Origin of the sequence: Streptomyces antarcticus, from assembly GCF_026627255.1 — a bacterium.
GTDB lineage: Bacteria > Actinomycetota > Actinomycetes > Streptomycetales > Streptomycetaceae > Streptomyces > Streptomyces antarcticus.
This window is the reverse complement of record NZ_JAPNLM010000006.1, coordinates 80,170-97,277: the sequence shown is the minus strand read 5'-3', so window position 1 is coordinate 97,277 and position 17,108 is coordinate 80,170. Positions and strand designations below refer to the sequence as shown.

At 74.7% G+C, this 17,108-nt stretch carries 12 protein-coding genes and 1 tRNA gene; 8 read left to right on the top strand and 5 right to left on the bottom strand.

The features are described from left to right. The first annotated feature begins 150 nt into the window (after nt 1–150). Nucleotides 151–2,265 (top strand): glycogen debranching protein GlgX, encoded by a 2,115-nt coding sequence (gene glgX, locus OTB16_RS12050; RefSeq protein WP_267720099.1) that lies wholly within the window; start codon nt 151–153, stop codon nt 2,263–2,265. Here the strand turns inward: glgX and OTB16_RS12045 are convergent. Next, complete coding sequence (locus tag OTB16_RS12045) at nt 2,250–3,560, bottom strand: MFS transporter (protein WP_267720098.1); 1,311 nt, start codon at nt 3,558–3,560, stop codon at nt 2,250–2,252. The two genes, glgX and OTB16_RS12045, sit on opposite strands and share 16 nt — an antisense overlap. Before the next feature lie 82 nt (nt 3,561–3,642). Between OTB16_RS12045 and treY the strand changes: the two genes are divergently transcribed. Then, complete coding sequence (gene treY / locus OTB16_RS12040; RefSeq protein WP_267720097.1) at nt 3,643–6,018, top strand: malto-oligosyltrehalose synthase; 2,376 nt, start codon at nt 3,643–3,645, stop codon at nt 6,016–6,018. A 250-nt stretch (nt 6,019–6,268) separates the two neighbouring features. Continuing rightward, nucleotides 6,269–7,573: a M14 family zinc carboxypeptidase gene (locus OTB16_RS12035; RefSeq protein WP_420717680.1), complete on the top strand. Its 1,305-nt coding sequence runs from the start codon at nt 6,269–6,271 to the stop codon at nt 7,571–7,573. Here OTB16_RS12035 and OTB16_RS12030 read toward each other — a convergent pair. Both OTB16_RS12030 and OTB16_RS12025 read right to left on the bottom strand, forming a co-directional pair. Further along, the gene (locus OTB16_RS12030; RefSeq protein WP_324290804.1) at nt 7,570–7,800 is read right to left on the bottom strand and encodes a GNAT family N-acetyltransferase; all 231 of its coding nucleotides are present in this window, start codon (nt 7,798–7,800) and stop codon (nt 7,570–7,572) included. The two genes, OTB16_RS12035 and OTB16_RS12030, sit on opposite strands and share 4 nt — an antisense overlap. 114 nt (nt 7,801–7,914) lie before the next feature. After that, nucleotides 7,915–8,478, bottom strand: a complete 564-nt coding sequence (locus tag OTB16_RS12025) for a DUF1707 and FHA domain-containing protein (protein WP_267720095.1) — start codon at nt 8,476–8,478, stop codon at nt 7,915–7,917. 110 nt (nt 8,479–8,588) lie between these two features. On the opposite strand from OTB16_RS12025, the gene treZ reads away from it, so the two are divergent. Next, entirely contained in the window at nt 8,589–10,337 is a 1,749-nt protein-coding gene (gene treZ, locus OTB16_RS12020; RefSeq protein WP_267720094.1) for a malto-oligosyltrehalose trehalohydrolase, read from the top strand. 83 nt (nt 10,338–10,420) lie between these two features. On the opposite strand, the gene OTB16_RS12015 is transcribed toward treZ, so the two are convergent. Together OTB16_RS12015 and OTB16_RS12010 are read right to left on the bottom strand one after the other, a co-directional pair. Beyond that, nucleotides 10,421–11,581 (bottom strand): aminopeptidase P family protein, encoded by a 1,161-nt coding sequence (locus OTB16_RS12015; protein WP_267720093.1) that lies wholly within the window; start codon nt 11,579–11,581, stop codon nt 10,421–10,423. Next, nucleotides 11,550–12,422, bottom strand: a complete 873-nt coding sequence (locus tag OTB16_RS12010; RefSeq protein WP_267720255.1) for a LysR family transcriptional regulator — start codon at nt 12,420–12,422, stop codon at nt 11,550–11,552. The genes OTB16_RS12015 and OTB16_RS12010 overlap by 32 nt, the downstream gene beginning before the upstream one ends. Nucleotides 12,423–12,499: 77 nt before the next feature. Here OTB16_RS12010 and OTB16_RS12005 point away from each other — a divergent pair, with 77 nt between their 5' ends. From OTB16_RS12005 to OTB16_RS11990, 4 genes are all read left to right on the top strand, one after another. Further along, complete coding sequence (locus OTB16_RS12005) at nt 12,500–13,297, top strand: CTP synthase C-terminal region-related (seleno)protein (RefSeq protein WP_267720092.1); 798 nt, start codon at nt 12,500–12,502, stop codon at nt 13,295–13,297. A 74-nt stretch (nt 13,298–13,371) separates the two neighbouring features. After that, nucleotides 13,372–13,444 (top strand) — tRNA-His (locus tag OTB16_RS12000). Nucleotides 13,445–14,084: 640 nt separating this feature from the next. Beyond that, nucleotides 14,085–16,115 (top strand): RICIN domain-containing protein, encoded by a 2,031-nt coding sequence (locus tag OTB16_RS11995; protein WP_267720091.1) that lies wholly within the window; start codon nt 14,085–14,087, stop codon nt 16,113–16,115. Between the two features lie 338 nt (nt 16,116–16,453). Continuing rightward, nucleotides 16,454–17,101 carry a hypothetical protein gene (locus OTB16_RS11990; RefSeq protein ID WP_267720090.1) on the top strand — a complete coding sequence of 216 codons (648 nt, stop codon included), beginning with the start codon at nt 16,454–16,456 and terminating at the stop codon, nt 17,099–17,101. The last annotated feature ends 7 nt before the right edge of the window (nt 17,102–17,108 follow it).

The window sequence follows — 17,108 nt, the reverse complement described above, 5'->3', positions numbered from 1 at the left end:
CCACACAGTCCACTGACCCGATCGTCAGCTCTCCGGGTCACCCGGTAGGAGCAACCCAAGTCCACGCGTGGGGGGCCTCTTTCGGGGAAGATCTGGCTGTGACGTGGTCCAGCCGGATCAGCCGGAGCAGGATGGGAAGAGTCGTTTTCTATGCAGGCATGGCCTGGACAGGCGTATCCGCTGGGTGCCACTTACGACGGCGCCGGCACCAATTTCGCGGTCTACTCCGAGGCCGCCCGCCGCATTGAGCTGTGCCTTCTCCACGACGACGGCTCGGAGACCGCCGTGGAGCTGCGCGAGACGGACGCCTTCGTCCGCCACGCCTACCTGCCCGGCGTCATGCCGGGCCAGCGCTACGGCTTCCGGGTCCACGGCCCGTACGAGCCCGAGCGCGGACTGCGCTGCAACGCGGCGAAGCTGCTGCTGGACCCGTACGCCCGCGCCATCGCCGGCCGCGTCGACTGGGGCGAACAGGTGTACGGCTACCACTTCGGCCGGCCCGACTCGCGCAACGACCTGGACTCGGCCCCGCACACCATGAGCTCGGTGGTGGTGAACCCGTACTTCGACTGGGCCGACGACCGGCCGCCGCGGCACGAGTACCACCACACCGTGCTGTACGAGGCCCACGTCAAGGGCCTCACCATGCACCACCCGGAGCTCCCCGAGGAGCTGCGCGGCACGTACGGGGCGCTCGCCCACCCGGCGGTCATCGCGCACCTCACCAAGCTCGGGGTGACGGCGCTGGAGCTGATGCCGGTGCACCAGTTCGTCAACGACCACCGGCTGGTCAACGACGGGCTGAGCAACTACTGGGGCTACAACACCATCGGCTTCTTCGCCCCGCACAACGGCTACGCCTCCGGCGACCGCGGCCAGCAGGTGCTGGAGTTCAAGTCGGCCGTACGGGCCCTGCACGAGGCCGGGATCGAGGTGATCCTCGACGTGGTCTACAACCACACCGCCGAGGGCAACCACCTGGGCCCGACGCTCTCCTTCCGCGGGCTGGACAACGCCTCGTACTACCGGCTGACGGACGACCAGCGGCACTACATGGACACCACGGGCACGGGGAACTCGCTCCTGATGCGGTCCCCGCACGTGCTCCAGCTGATCATGGACTCGCTGCGGTACTGGGTGACCGAGATGCACGTGGACGGTTTCCGCTTCGACCTCGCGGCGACGCTGGCCCGCCAGTTCCACGAGGTGGACCGGCTGTCCTCGTTCTTCGACCTGGTGCAGCAGGATCCGGTGGTCAGCCAGGTGAAGCTGATCGCCGAGCCCTGGGACCTCGGCGAGGGCGGATACCAGGTGGGCAACTTCCCGCCGCTGTGGACCGAGTGGAACGGCAAGTACCGTGACACCGTACGGGACTTGTGGCGCGGGCAGCCTCGCACGCTGGCCGAGTTCGCCGGACGGCTGACCGGCTCCTCCGACCTCTACCAGGACGACGGGCGGCGCCCGCTGGCCTCCATCAACTTCACGACCTGCCACGACGGCTTCACCCTGAACGACCTCGTCTCCTACAACGACAAGCACAACGAGGCCAACCGCGAGGGCAACCGGGACGGGGAGACGCACAACCGCTCGTGGAACTGCGGGGTGGAGGGTCCGAGCGAGGACCCGGAGGTCCAGGAGCTGCGCGAGCGCCAGATGCGCAACTTCATCGCCACGCTGATGCTGTCGCAGGGCGTGCCGATGCTCAGCCACGGCGACGAGTTCGCCCGTACGCAGGGCGGCAACAACAACGCGTACTGCCAGGACAACGAGCTGGCGTGGGTGAACTGGCCCGAGCCGGGCAAACCGGGCCCGTCCCTGCTGGAGTTCACCCGGCGGATGGTGTGGCTGCGCCGCGACCACCCGGTCTTCCGGCGGCGGCGGTTCTTCCACGGCCGGCCGGTGGAGGGGACGCACGACGAGCTGTCCGACATCGCGTGGTTCACCCCGTACGGCGAGGAGATGCGGGCCCGCGACTGGCAGGCGCAGCACGCGAAGGCGCTGACGGTGTTCCTCAACGGGGAGGCGATCTCCGAGCCGGGGACCCGCGGGGAGCGGATCACCGACGACTCGTTCCTGCTGATGTTCAACGCGGGCGCCGATCCGCAGGACTTCACGGTTCCGGCCGGTCACGGCGCGCAGTGGCGCCTGGTCGTGGACACGGCGCGGGCGGACGTACTGCCACCCGGCACCGGGCCGCAGTTCGCGGCGGGGGACCGGGTGGCGCTGACGGGACGGTGTCTGGTGGTGCTTCAGCGGCCGGCGTAGGCGGCGGGCTCCCCGAGGGAGGGCTCCCCGGCGGCGGGCTCCCCCAGGGCCGGGGAGCCGGTCTGCTGCGCCGGGATGAAGGCCTTGCCGTGGGTCCGGCCGGCCGGCACCCGGGTGACGAGCGCCAGGATCAGGCACAGCGCTGCCGCGCCGACGGCCACCGCGAAGGCCCCGGCGGGTCCGTACCACTCGGCGAGGCGGCCGCACGCGAAGAGGGCCGTGGCCTGCCCGGCGACCAGACAGCTGGCGGCGAAGGCCATCGACGCGGAGAGCCGGTCCGGTTCCACGGCCCGCTCGATGAGCGCGAAGGCGGTGATCAGGTGGGGGGCGTAGGCGGCGCCGAGGACGGTGACGACGGCGTACAGCGGCCACAGGCTGTCGGTGAACAGCAGCGGCACCGACAGCACCAGCGCGGCGGCCGTGGCCGCCCGCCAGCGCAGCCGCAGCCCGAAGCGGGCCGGGAGCGCGCCGAGGGCGAGACCCACGACGGCGCTGACGACCCCCATGGCGGAGTAGACGACGGCCGCCTGGTCGGGGACGCCCAGCCGGATGGTGAGCGCGGCGATCCCCGCCTGGCAGGCGCCGAACATGGCGCCTTGGAGGGCGAGCGAGCCGCGTACGGCGTAGACCACGCCGGGCGGCCGGACCCTGTCCCCCGCGGTGCGGGCCCGCGCGGGCGATCCGGCCGTGACGGCGGCGGTCGGGTGCAGCGCGTAGGCGGTGCCGAAGACGGCGACGAGTCCGGCGGCGCCGCCGAGGGCGACGGCCGGGTGCGCGAGGAGGGCAGCGATGCCCACGAGCGCGGGGCCGAACACGAACGAGACCTCGTCCAGGGTGCCTTCGAGCGCGTGGACGGCACCCACGACGCTCTCGTCGGACTTGGCCCGGTGGGCCAGTGCCACGGACCGGGTCCGGGCGAGCGGCCCGATCAGCGGTACGGAGGCACCGGTGACGGCGCCGAGCACGGCGAGCGGGACCGTGGCGAGGTGCGTGAGCGCCCCGGCGACGAGGGCCGCGGTGGCCAGCGCGTTGACGGCGGCGGCGGTGAGGACCACGCGGCGCTGCCCGTACCGGTCGGCGAGCCGGCCGAGGAGGGGGCCGCAGAGCACCTGGCCCACGGAGAGGGAGCCGCCGACGATGCCGGCGGTGGCGAGCGAGCCGCTGGTCTCGGCGACCAGGAGGAAGCTTCCGAACTGGGACATCGCGACGGGCAGTCGGGCGAAGAACGAGACGAAGGGGAGTAGGGGCCCGGTCAGGGCGATGACTTTTCGATAGGTGTTGACGGTTCCAACCACTTGAGCGACGTTAACCCGCCGCAGTCACCCGGATGCATTGGGTAATGGCACGGAATCCGGCAGGCTGGGTACGTACGTTCTCATGAGCCAGCCGCAGTCAAGCCTCCATTCGGAATCTGACATTCCGCAACCTGTCACTCCGGCGTCGACCTACCGCCTCCAGCTGCGCCCGGAGTTCCCCTTCGAGGCGGCCGAGGCCGCCGTGCCCCACCTCGCCTCCCTCGGCGTGTCCCACCTGCACCTCTCCCCCGTGCTGGAAGCCGTCCCCGGCTCGGCCCACGGGTACGACGTCACCGACCACTCCCGGGTCCGGGCGGAGCTGGGCGGCGAGGCCGGCCTGCGGGCACTGGCGGCGACCGCCCGGGCGCACGGGCTGGGCCTGGTCCTGGACATCGTGCCGAACCACATGGCGGTGCCGTCGCCGCTGCGGCTGAACCGGCCGCTGTGGGAGGTGCTGCGGGACGGGCCGGACTCCCCGTACGCCCGCTGGTTCGACATCGACTGGCAGGCCGGCGGCGGGCAGGTGCTGCTGCCGGTGCTCCCCGGGCCGGCCGAGGTCAGCGCGTTCGTGGTGGACGGGGACGTGCTGCGCCACGGGGAGCACGAGTTCCCCCTGCGCGAGGGCACCGCGGGCCTGGAGCCGCCGGAGCTGCTGGCCGCCCAGTGGTACCGGCCCGCCTGGTGGCGGGAGGCCCGGACCGCCCTCAACTACCGCCGGTTCTTCACGATCTCGGAGTTGATCGGGGTCCGGGTGGAGGATCCGGAGGTGTTCGCGGCCACCCATGCCAAGGTGCTCGAGCTGGTCCGGGACGGGGTCGTGGAGGGGCTCCGCATCGACCACGTCGACGGACTGGCGGACCCCGGGGAGTACCTGCGGCGGCTGCGGGAGGCGGCGGGTCCGCGCTGCTGGGTGGTGGTGGAGAAAATCCTGGCCCGCGAGGAGCGGCTGCCGTCCGCCTGGCCGGTCGCGGGGACCACCGGGTACGACGCGCTGCACCGGGTCGACGGGGTGTTCACCGATCCGGCGGGCGCCGCCGAACTGGCCCGGCTGTACGTTGACTTCACCGGTACGGCGCCGTGGGAGGAGACGGCCGGAGCCGCCGCGCGGGAGGTGCTGACCGGTGACCTGGCCGCCGAGCTGACCGCGCTGGAGCGGCTCGCCGGACTGGAACTCGCGTCGGCGGTACGGGAGTTGCTCATCGCCTATCCCGTCTACCGCCCGTACCCCGAGACGCCGGAGCCCGACCCGGGCGCCCTGGAACGGGCGGCCGCGGCGCTCGCGGCGACCCCCGCCGACACGGCGGGCGGCGACGGGGACGCGGCGGGCAGCGGGGACGCGGCCTTCGGCGACGGGGGCGCGGCGGGCGGCGACGGGGACGCCTTCGGCGGCAAGCGCGGCCTGGACGGTGTGTGCGAGCTGCTGCTCCGCGACCCCGCCTTCGCCGCCCGCTTCGCCCAGACCTCGGCGGCGCTGCGCGCCAAATCCCTGGAGGACCGGGCCTTCTACCGGTACGCCCCCCTTCTCTCGGCCACCGAGGTCGGCGGGGAGCCGGGTCGTCCCGCCGTCCCGCCCGGGGAGTTCCACGCGTACTGCACGGCCCTGTCCCGGGACTGGCCCGGGTCGGGCACGGTGCTGTCCACCCACGACACCAAGCGCAGCGCGGACGTCCGGGCCCGGATCTCGGCGCTCTCACAGGCGCCGGAGCTGATGGGCCGGCCCGCGGGCGCGGACCCCCAGCTGGCGTGGGTGGCCCGGCAGACCGCGCTGGGCCTCGGGGACGCCCCCGAGGCCCCGGCCCGCCTGGAGGAGGCGCTGCTCAAGGCGGTCCGCGAAGCCGCGCTGCGCACCAGCTGGACGGAGCGGGACGAGGCGTACGAGGCGGCCGTCCCGGACTACGCCCGGACCGGCGGCGGTCTCCCGCCCGAGCTGGCGGAGGCGGCCCGGGCCAACCTCCTCGGGGCGGCGCTGCTGCACCTGGCGATGCCCGGGGTCCCGGAGGTCTACCAGGGCGCCGAGACCGAGTACCGGGCCCTGGTCGACCCCGACAACCGGCGGCCGGCCCGCTTCCCCCGCGAGGCCCTGGCCCGGCTGGACGCGGGGGCCGCGCCGCGCGGCCCCGCCGAGGAGAAGCTCGCGCTCACGGCCGCCGTCCTGCGGCTGCGCCGGGCCCGCCCGGCGCTGTTCGCCGGGTACACCCCCTTGACCGCGCGGGGCCCGGCGGCGGAGCACTGCCTGGCCTTCGCGCGTTCGCCGGGCCTCGTCGCGGTGACCACCCGGCTCGCGTACCGGCTGGCCGGGGCCGGGGGCTGGCGGGACACGGTGCTGCCCCTGCCGCCGGGCCGGTGGGTCCCGCTGGCCGAACCGGACGGCGCGCACGGCACCCCGTACGCCGGCAAGGCCCCCCTGGGCGAACTCCTGGCCGCCTGGCCGGTGGCCCTGCTGCTCCGGCAGGAGTAGGGCGCCGCCACCCGACGGCGGCCACGGCGGCCCACGGGAGTGCCCCGCGGGCCGCCCCGGGCGGGTGTGCGGGGCACGGGTGTGCGGAGCACGGGTGTGCGGGTGTGTGGGTGTGCGAAGGGCGGCCGTGCGGTCGGCGGAGACGGCGTGGCCAGGCGGTTCGCGGGACATTGGGGGAAGTGCGGGGCGCCCGGAGCGGTAGGGGGCGCGCCGGGCGGGCATGGCATCCCCTGTGACCCTCCTTCGTGACATGCGCTACCCCACGCCGCTCGAACTCGCGCTGGCCGCCCGCGCGCTGGCGGACGGCCATCCCGGCCAGGTCCGTCTCCGCCAGGCCGGCACCTCCCGGGCCGGGCAGCCCCTCTGGGTGCTGTCCATCGGGCCTGCGGACGGCACCGGCGGCGGCCCCACGGCCGGGCCCAATACCGGGACCACGGCCGGGCCCGGCCGGAACGTCCTGGTCGTCGCGGGCGCGCACGCCAACGAGCCCGTCGGCGGCGCCACCGCGCTCTCCCTCGCCCGGCACCTGCTGTACGACCCGGGGCCTCGCACCGGCTGCGGATGGCACTTCCTGCTCTGCGCCGACCCGGACGGCGCGCGGCTGCACCGCACGCCCCGCCCGTACTCGCTCCTCGAGTACCACCGCCACTTCTTCCGGCCACCGGGGCCCGAACAGCCCGAGTGGGCGCCGTCTTTACTGCCCCCGGACCGGCTGCCGCCCGAGACGCTGGCCCTGACCGCCCTGATCGACGAGCTGCGGCCCGTCCTGCAGGTCTCGCTGCACGCCACCGACCTCGGCGGCTCCTGGGTGCAGCTCACCCGCGACATACCGGGCCTCGCCGAGCCCTTCGCCAAGTCGGCCGCCGAACTGCGGATCCCGGTGGAGAACGGGGCCTCGGACGCGGCCGGCTGGCTCTCCCCCGGGCCCGGGATCTTCGTGATCCCGGAGCCGGGGAGCGAAGCCGCCGGAGCCTTCCACCCGGAGGACACCCGGCTCAGCACCTGGTACCACGCCCACCGGTACGCCGGCACCACCGCGATCGTCGAAGTCCCCATGTGGGCCTCGGACCTGGTGGACGACCCGGCCCCGCACCCCGACCCGCGCCGGGCCATGCGGGTGCTGTCCGAACGGCTCACGCAGGACGCCGCGCTGGTGGCCCGGGTGCGCGACGGAACGCGGTCCGGGCAGCCACCGTACGCGGACCCGGACGCCGCGCCCCTGCTCCGCGCGGTGGACTGGACGCTCGCCCTGATCCCCCGGATCGCCGCCGAGTGGACCGGCCCGGGCGCCCCCACCGAGGCCACGGCGGCGTACGTCGCCAGCATCGACGCGTTCGGGCGGCGGCTGTCGCTGCGCGCCGCGGCGATGCTGCTGCGGGTCCTGCGCGCGCGGGGCGACGCGGCGGCGCCGGATCTCGACCGCCTCGTCACGGGGTGGTGCGAGGAGTTCGCGGCCCGCTTCCACGCCCGCTGGGTCCCGGTGGCCACCCAGGTCGAGCACCAGTCCCGGACCGTCCTGGCCGCGTACGAACGCCTCGCGTCGAGTCCCCGTTAGGGGGCGGCCGGGGCGGACGGAGCGGGCGGTGTCCACGTGTAGCGGCGCTTGGGGGCGCCGGTGGCGCCGAGGCTGTCGTAGAACCGGATGGCGCCCTCGTTCCACTCGGGGGTCTGCCACTGCACCTCGTCGAGGCCCAGCTCCTGCGCGAGCCCGGCCACCCCGTCCATCAGGGCGGCGCCGAGCCCGTGGCCGCGCGCGCCCTCGGCCAGGTAGAGGCAGTCCATCCTGCTCGGCGGCGCCCGCCCTGCGCACCCGGGGCCCGCCCCGCACCCGTCCCAGCACCCGTCCCCGCACCCGCCCCCGTACCGGATCCGCGGGGTACGGGTCCCGGTCGGCCGTCAGCTCGCCGAGAGACGGAAGGACATCTGCCCGAAGCCGATCTGGTCGCCGTCCCGGACCACCGCCGAGCCCGTCACCCGGTGCCCGTTGACCGTGGTCCCGTTGGTGGAGCCGAGGTCCTTCAGCACCCATGTCCCGTCCCGCAGGCTGAGCTCCGCGTGCGCCCGGGAGACGGTCTCGTGGGTGAGCCGCAGGCCGCTGCCCGGGTCGCGGCCGATCCGCAGGACCCCCGCGCTCGGGTGCGGGAGCAGCAGCCGGGGCAGCTTCTCGGTGGCCCACGCGCGCCGGACCCCGACGGCCACCGCGGACGCCCGGCCGACCCAGCCGAACAGCCGACGGGTCCACGGGCTTTCGGGGCCGCTTCGGCTCTGGAGGTCGGCGGTGAGGACCGCGAGGTCCTCGGAGCGCCGGGCTACCAGGGCGAGTTCCATGCGGCGCAGGAACGTGTCGTGGGACAGCTTGCCGAGGGCAGCGCCCTCCCTGAGCTGGCCCAGCGCCCGGTCGCGCTCGGCGTCGGACAGCCGCGGCGCGGGATAGGCGGGGAACTCGAAACTCGACGTCACAGGGTGATTGTCGGCCCGTCGGGGGTGGAGTGTCCAGAACTCCCCCGCCCGGCCCGGAATGATGGGCAGGATACGCATGCTGGACACCGCCGGAGACGAGGGGACCGTCCGTGCAGTTCGAGGTGTGGGCACCACTGACAGGTCATGTCGCCATGCGACTCGACGACGCGACGTACGACATGGCACCCGATCCGGACCGGGAGGGATGGTGGGTCGTGCGGGCCCCGGCCGCCGACGGCAGCCGGTACGGGTTCCTGCTGGGAGAGGACCCCGTCCCGCGCCCCGACCCGCGCGGCCGGCGGCTGCCGGACGGGCCCGACGGGCTTTCGGCGGTGGTCACCCCGGACTCCCTCGTCCCCCACGGGGCGCCGCCCCCGCGGGTGCCGCTCCAGGACGCGGTCCTGTACGAGCTGCACGTCGGCACCTTCACCCCCGAGGGCACCTTCGACGCCGCCGCCGCGCGCCTGGGCCACCTCACCGGTCTCGGCGTCACGCACGTGGAGCTGATGCCGGTCTGCTCCTTCCCGGGCCGGCACGGCTGGGGGTACGACGGGGTCGCGCCCTGGTCGGTGCACGAGCCGTATGGCGGCCCGGCCGGCCTCGCCCGGTTCGTGGACGCGGCGCACGCGGCCGGCCTCGGGGTGGTCCTGGACGTGGTCCACAACCACCTCGGGCCCTCGGGCAACCACTTGCCCGCCTTCGGCCCGTACTTCACCGACACCCACCACACCCCGTGGGGCGCGGCGGTCAACCTGGACGCGCCCGGCTCGGACGAGGTACGCGCGTACTTCCTGGGCAGCGCGCTGGCCTGGCTGCGCGACTACGGGATCGACGGGCTCCGGCTCGACGCCGTGCACGCGCTGGCCGACGGGCGGGCGCTGACCTTCCTGGAGGAGCTGGCCGCCGCCGTCGACGATCTGGCGGCCGAGTCCGGGCGGCCGCTGTTCCTGATCGCCGAGTCCGACCGGTGCGACCCGCGCACCACGACCGCGCGCGGCAGTGGCGGACTGGGCCTGCACGCCCAGTGGAACGACGACTTCCACCACGCCCTGCACTGCGCGCTGACCGGTGAGTCCCAGGGCTACTACGGCGACTTCGCGGCGGCGCCGCTCGCCGCGCTCGCCAAGACGATGACCCGGGCGTTCTTCCACGACGGGACCTGGTCGTCCTTCCGCGGCCGCACCCACGGCCGGCCGGTGGACCGCCGCCGCACCCCGGCCCACCGGTTCCTCGGCTACACCCAGACCCACGACCAGATCGGCAACCGGGCGCTCGGCGACCGGCTCTCCGCCTCGCTGTCCCCCGGACTGCTGGCGTGCGCCGCGACGGTGGCGCTGACCGGGCCGTTCGTGCCGATGCTGTTCATGGGCGAGGAGTGGGGTGCGGGCACCCCGTGGCAGTACTTCACGGACCATCCCGACCCGGAGCTGGCCGAGGCCGTGCGCACCGGCCGGCGGCGGGAGTTCGCCGCGCACGGCTGGAAGGCCGAGGAGATCCCCGACCCGCAGGACCCGGCGACCCGGGACCGCTCCCGCCTGGACTGGACGGAGCCGGGGCAGGGCGCGCACGCCCGGCTGCTGGCCTGGTACCGGACCCTCGTCACGCTCCGGCGCACGCACCCGGACCTGCGCGACCCCGACCTCGCGGCGGTCCGGGTCGCCTACGACGAGGAGCGGCGGTGGCTCACGTTCCGGCGCGGCGACGTGCGGGTGGTCGTCAACCTCTCCCCCGACCCGGCGACGATCGCGCTGGGCCGCAACGGGGTGCGGGTGCTGGCCTCCTGGGAGCCCGTCGAACACCCGGGCCCGGACGGCCGGGTGCACGTTCCGGGGGAGTCCGCGGTCGTGCTCGGCCCCTGACGGCCGCTCACGGCCCGCCGACGCCCGCCGGAACGCCCTGGCGGAACGCCCGCCGCAACGCCCGGCGGGCCACCTCCGGCCCGCTAGTCGACGACGGCCAGTTCACGCGGGGCGTTGTTCAGGCGGCGCCCGCCGTCCCGGGTGACCGTCACGATGTCCTCAATGCGGACGCCGAAGCGGCCGGGCAGGTAGACGCCGGGCTCCACGGAGAAGCACATGCCCGGGACCAGCGGCCGCTCCTCGCCCTCGACCATGTACGGCGGCTCGTGGGTGGTGACGCCGATGCCGTGGCCGGTGCGGTGGATGAAGCGGTCCCCGTACCCGAACTCGGTGATGACCGCGCGGGCCGCCCGGTCCACGTCCTGGCAGGCGGCGCCCGGCCGGACCGCCGCGAACCCGGCCTGCTGGGCCTCGCGGACGATGTCGTGGACCCTCTGCTCCTCGGCGGTGGGCTCCCCGACGTGGACGGTGCGGGAGATGTCGGAGCCGTAGCCGTGGCGCAGTCCGCCGAAGTCCAGGACGACCATGTCGCCGCGGCGGATGACGCGGTCCCCGGCCTCGTGGTGCGGGTTGGCGCCGTTGGGGCCGGAGCCGACCACCGTGAAGTCGACCTGGGAGTGGCCGTGCGCGCGCAGCAGGCCGGCCAGGTCGGCGGCGACGTCGGTCTCCCGCCGGTCGGCGAAGGGGAGGTGGAGGATCTGCGCGTACGCGGCGTCGGCGGCGGCTCCCGCCGCGGCGAGGCGTTCCAGCTCCCGTTCGTCCTTCACCGCGCGGAGCATGGGGAGCGCGTCGGTGAGGGACGCGTACGAGCTGGTGGGGAGCTCCCGCTGGAGGCCGAGGAGGTGCAGGGCCCAGGTGTTGTCGCTCACGCCGAAGCGCCCGGCGGCGTCCAGCAGCGGTGCGGTCGCCGCGTACGGGTCCTTGCCGTCGGCCCAGTCCCGCAGGGTCAGCGCGGGGGCGCCGGGGGCCTTCTCCGCGTCGGGGGCCTCCAGCGCCGGTACGACGAGCACCGGCTCCCGCCCGGCGGCCAGGACCAGTACGGTCAGCCGCTCGGTCTCGGCGGTGGGGCGGTAGCCGGTGAGGTGGGTGAGGTCGGGCCCGGGGGCGATCAGCAGGCCGGCCAGGCCCGCTTCGGCCGCGGTCCGCGCGGCCGCGGCCATCCGGGCGGCGTAGTCCGCCGCCGTGAAGGGGGCGGGTTCGGCGGGCGCGGGGTCAGGCGTCGCGTGCGTGGGGTCGGGAGTCATACGGCGATCCTGCCGCGAGCCGGGCGGCGAGCGCGGCGGCCGCGCCGGTCGGAGTGCCGGGCGAGAGCAGTTCCGTACGGTGCACCAGGCGCGGGGCGGCCAGGGGTACGGCGACCCCCGCGCCGGCGGCTTCGGCGACCCGGCGGGGCAGCAGCACGAGGCCGTGCCCGGCGGCTGCGAGGGCGCACAGGGCCAGCAGGTCGGTGCCGTCGTAGCGCAGGGCGCCGCGGGCGGCGGTGAGCGGCAGCCCCACGCCGGGGGCGTCGAGCCAGCGGGCGTCGGTGAGGTCGTCCAGCCGGACGGAGGCCCGCGCGGCGAGGGGGTGCCCGGCGGGGAACAGCACGGCCAGCGTCTCCTCGCCGACTCCGGTCACCGTGAGCGGGGCCACGTCGGGCAGCCGCAGCGGGTCGCTGGGGGCGGCGAGCCCGTCGACGAGGCCGAGGTCGCAGCCCCCGGTGGCAACGGCGGCGGGCACCTGGTCCGGGGGCAGTACCCGCAGGGTGACGCCGGTGACGGGCAGGGCCGCGAGCAGCGCCGGCCCGACGGCGAGCGGGGAGGCGGCGAGGGTGACGCGGCCGGGCGGGGCGGCGGCCAGCCGCAGGACGTCGGCCCGGGCGGCGTCGAGGCGCAGCAGCAGCGGCCCGGCGTGCTCCAGCAGCCGTTCCCCGGCCGCCGTCGGCGCGACGGGCCGGCGGGTGAGGAGCTCGGTCCGCAGGTCCGCCTCCAGCGCGGCGATGTGCTGGGACACGGCGGACTGGGTGTAGCCGAGCTCCCGGGCAGCGCCGGAGAAGGAGCCCAGTCGGGCCACGGCGACGAAGGTGCGGAGCAGGTGCGGTTCCATGGTCATCAGCGTTGCTTATCGAAAGAGCAAGAACAATCGTTGGCGCTGAAGTGGGCGGATCTCGCAGGATGATCCACATGACCACCACACCGGCCGGCGCCCCCACCGCCACCCTCGCCGTCCCCGCCCCCGCCCCCGCCCCCGCACGCGCCGCCCGGCTCGCCCTCGTCGGCGACCGTTCGCCGCACGTGACCGCCCACACCCGCATCCCGGTGCTCCTGGACTCCCTGGCCGCGCGCGACGGGCTCGTCCTCGACGCGTACTGGATCCCCACCGGTGACGCCGTGGCCGAGGCCGCCTCGGGGGCGCTGGCCCGCTTCGACGCCGTGTGGGTCCCGCCGGGCAGCCCGTACGCCAGCGAGGCCGGGGCGCTCGCCGCGATCCGGGTGGCGCGGGAGGCGGGCATCCCCTTTCTGGGGACCTGCGGCGGCTTCCAGCACACCCTGCTGGAGTACGCCCGCTCCGTGTGCGGCCTGTCCGGAGCGGCGCACGCCGAGAACGACCCGGACGCGGCCGACCCGCTGATCGCGCCGCTCGCCTGCTCGCTCGCCGGGCACGAGGGGCTCGTACGGGCGGAGCCCGGGTCGCTGGCCGAGTCGGCACTCGGCGCGGAGCGGTCGATGGAGCGCTACAGCTGCAACTACGGGCCGGTGACCCGGCACCTGGAGGTGCTCACCGCGCACGGGCTGCGGCTGTCGGGCCGCGACGAGGAGGGGCAGGCGCGCATCGCGGAGCTGCCGGGGCACCCCTTCTTCCTCGCGACGCTCTTCCAGCCGGAGCTGTACGGGGACGGCACCCGGCCGCACCCGATCGTGCGCGCCCTCGCCGCGGCGGCGGTCGCACACGCCGCTTCGGGGGCTCCGGAGGCGGAATAAGGCGTCGCGGAACCACCCCGCTGATCGGCTATGCTGTGCATGCACATCGAACGGGTGGTCCGCCACCCTTCGTGGTGGGTGTAGCTCAGTTGGTAGAGCACCTGGTTGTGGTCCAGGTGGCCGCGGGTTCAAGTCCCGTCACTCACCCTGTTGATCCCCTGGCGGGTACGAGGTCCTCCTCGTACCCGCCAGGGGTTTTTGCGCGTCCGGGGCCACGCTCCGCCCGCCCCTCCCCCGGCCGACCGGATCACCGGCCGCCGTGACGGGACCGTCTGCGTTTCCGTCGCACTTCCATCGACACTTCCGTCGGCACCCCAGTCCGCAACGCCGTCCACATCGCCGAAGCGTCACGCCGAAGCGGAAGCCGTCCGGCCGGAGACCGGGCGGACCGGTGATCGTCCTGTCTGCCGCGGATCGCCCGCGATGTCCGGCCGGTTCCTCACGGGTCGTGACGGAGGGAATTCGGCAGGTAGTAATTAGGTGAATCCCTGACTGAATTCCAGTCAATAAGCCTCACTTGATTATTTCGATTCGATAACAACGCTCCAATAAAGGCCTGGACCATTAAAGCCCGATTACCCCAACTCATCTGCCCTTAAAGCAAATTGAGTGTTCGTCAAATCAGACCGACAGGTAACGGAATGATTTCTCGGGTCACGCTCCCCTTTGTCCGAATTCTCCGGAGCGTGCGTCTGGCAGGCTTCCGCGGACCCAGTCACTCCGATCACCATTTGAGGTGCGCATGACAGGACGCAGACGGCGGGAACACCGGCGCAGACCCCGGCGGTTGATCCTCCTGACCGCCGCCACGGCCACAGCGGCCGTGATCGCGGCGGGCATCGCCTATTCCGGAATCGGCGACGGCGCCCAGGCCGCGGCCCCCGCGCAGGCCTCGGGGGCCGACGCGGAGACGGTCGTACCGGCCGCCGCGGCGGCCCGGGACCAGGAGCCGGACCCGATCCCGGCCGCCCCCGCCAACGAGAACGCGCGCGGGATGGTCTACGACGGCCTCAAGGCCGCTCCGAAGGGCGACCGGTGCGTCGGCGTCTACCGCACCGACGCCGGACTGTGCACCCACGGACCCGATGCCCCGCCCAAGGGTGTCGACATCAAGAAGGAGATACCGCCGGCCGTCGCCACCACGGCGGCGGCCGCCGATCCGTCCCGCCCGTCGACCGAGGACCCGGCCGCCACGCAGGACGGCGGGCGTCCTCAGGACGCGCCCGCCGCCGACGCGGGCGCCACCAAGGACTCGGCGCCCCCGCCCGCCGCCGCCCCCTCGGCCGGCGAACGCGCCGTCGCCGCCGGACCCGCGGGCCAGACCGTCCAGTGCGAGGGCGACGGCAGCTCCGGCAACCGCGTCCAGGTCGTGTACGTCCACGGCCCCGGCCGGGACCGGTTCTCCGAGTACGCCGCCTCGTTCCGCAAGTGGGCGGCCGACGCCGACCTCATCTACTCGGCGAGCGCCCAGGAGACCGGCGGCGTACGCCACATCCGCTACGTGACGAACGCGGACTGCACGCCGACGGTGCTCAACATCGAGCTCCCCGACTCGGCACTGGCCGAGTTCAGCGCCACCAACGCGGCGCTCGCCGGCAAGGGCCTGGACCGCCGGGACCGCAAGTACATGATCTTCGCCGACACGCAGGTCTACTGCGGGATCGGCACCTTCGCCGGCGACGAGCGTCCCGGCCAGAACAACCAGAGCAACTTCGGCCCGTCCTACGGGCGTACGGACTCCGGGTGCTGGGGCGGGCACACGGCGGCGCACGAACTCGGCCACAACCTGGGCGCGGTGAACAACAGCGCGCCGAACACGAGCCTCGGCGCCCACTGCACCGACGAGTTCGACGTCATGTGCTACTCGGACTCGCCGAACTACCCGAAGATGCGCAACGTCTGCACCAACCAGGCCGCCGAGAACATCCTGGACTGCAACCACGACGACTACTTCCACACCAGTCCCAAGGCAGGCAGCTACCTGTCCACGCACTGGAACATCGCCGACAACCAGTTCCTGATGAAGGCCAGGGGCGGCGGCGGAGGCGGCACCGACCCCGGTCCGAACCCGAGCCCGACCCCGAGCCCGACGAAGAAGCCCTCGCCGACCCCGACCAAGAAGCCGGGCGGCGGACCGGCCGTGACGGCCGCCCAGGTCCAGTCCACCTCGGTCGTGGTGAGCTGGCCCAAGGTCGAGGGCGCCGCCTGGTACCAGGTCCTGATCAACGGCAAGCACCTCACCTGGGTGCAGTCCCAGGTCCTGCGCATCCACAGCCTCAAGCCCGACACCACGTACAAGGTGACCGTGTCCGTGCGCGACGGCTCCGGCCGGGACAGCGGCCCGGGCAAGGCGGCCTCCTTCAAGACCCCGAAGGCGGGCGGCGGCGCCACCACCCCCGGCAGCCGCTACACCCTCGGCAACGGCAGCACCGGTATGGCCGCCGAACTGTGGGGCGGCCGTACCGCGGACGGCACCGTGCTCGTCGGCTCACGTGCCAACGGGTACGCGCAGCAGCAGTGGTACTTCGACGACGCGGGCGGCGGCCAGGTCCGCATCCGGTCCGCGGCGTCCGGCAAGTGCCTCCAGCCCGGCGGGACCCCGTCCGCCGGCATGTGGGTGGCGCAGCGGCCCTGCGGCACCGACGCGGCACAGGCCTGGCGGCTGACGTCCCGCGGCGGCGCGGTGACGGTCACGGACCCCGGGGGCGGCTTCGCCCTCACCGTGAGCCGCCGCCCGTACTACGGCAGCTGGCTGCTCGACCTCCAGCGCGCGGACGGCGGCGCGGCGCAGCTCTGGACCGTCCAGAAGGCCGGCTGACGGCCCGCCTGACCGACCGCCCACCTGACCCGCCCACCTGACCGCCCGCCCGCCCACCTGTACCGACGGACCGACCGGAGGCGCGACCGATGCCCCTTGACCCGAGCCCGGCCGACGGCCCTGCCCGGCCGGACCGACGGACCGACGGCCAGACCGGCCGACGGACCGACCGGCTGACCTGACGGACTGACCGGTCGATCCGACGGCCGGGCCGGGCGGGCGCGACGGCCCCTCCGGGGCCCGGCGCCCGCCCGGCCCCCGCCGGTACCCGCCCCTCGGTGGACGGCCGCTCCGCGCGGCCGTCCACCGACCCTCACCCCACCCGGAGCACCGCAACGATGCGAACCAGATCCGTCTTCCCGGCCCTCGTGGCCGCCCTCGGCCTCCTCCTCCTGGCCCCCGCGCCCGCACTGGCCCACGGCGACACCGTCAAGGTGGTGGTCACCGGCCAGCGCGAGGGCCGGGTCACCGCCGCCGTCACCTGGGAGAACGACGGGGACGCCGTCGACGAGGCCGTCGCCGCCACCGTGAACGCGGTCAGCGTCGACGGCACCCGCACGCTCGGACCCTGGCGGCTGATCCGGGACCCGCTCGCCCCTCCGGCGGGCTGGACCACGGCCGAGGCCCTGCCGCCCGGCACCTGGAAGGTCAGCGTCGACGTGGGCTTCCCCGCCCTCGGCCACGGTGAGCTCGAAGTCGGCGTCCCCGTCGTGGACCCGGCGCCCGCGCCGTCCGCCGGTGCCCCCTCCGCCGGTACCGCGGCCACCGGCACGACGGCCACCGGTACCGCGGCCGCGACGCCCACGGCGGCCGCCTCCCCGGCCGCCTCCTCGCCCCAGAGCGGCGCGAGCGCGTCGGCCGCGGCCGAGCCCGCCGCCTCCGGTCCGGCCCTGTGGTGGACCACGGCCGGCGTCGCGGTCACCGCGCTGACCGGCGCGGCCGCCGGCATCCTCCTGCGCCGCCGCCGCGCCCACCGCATGCGCTGAGCGGTGT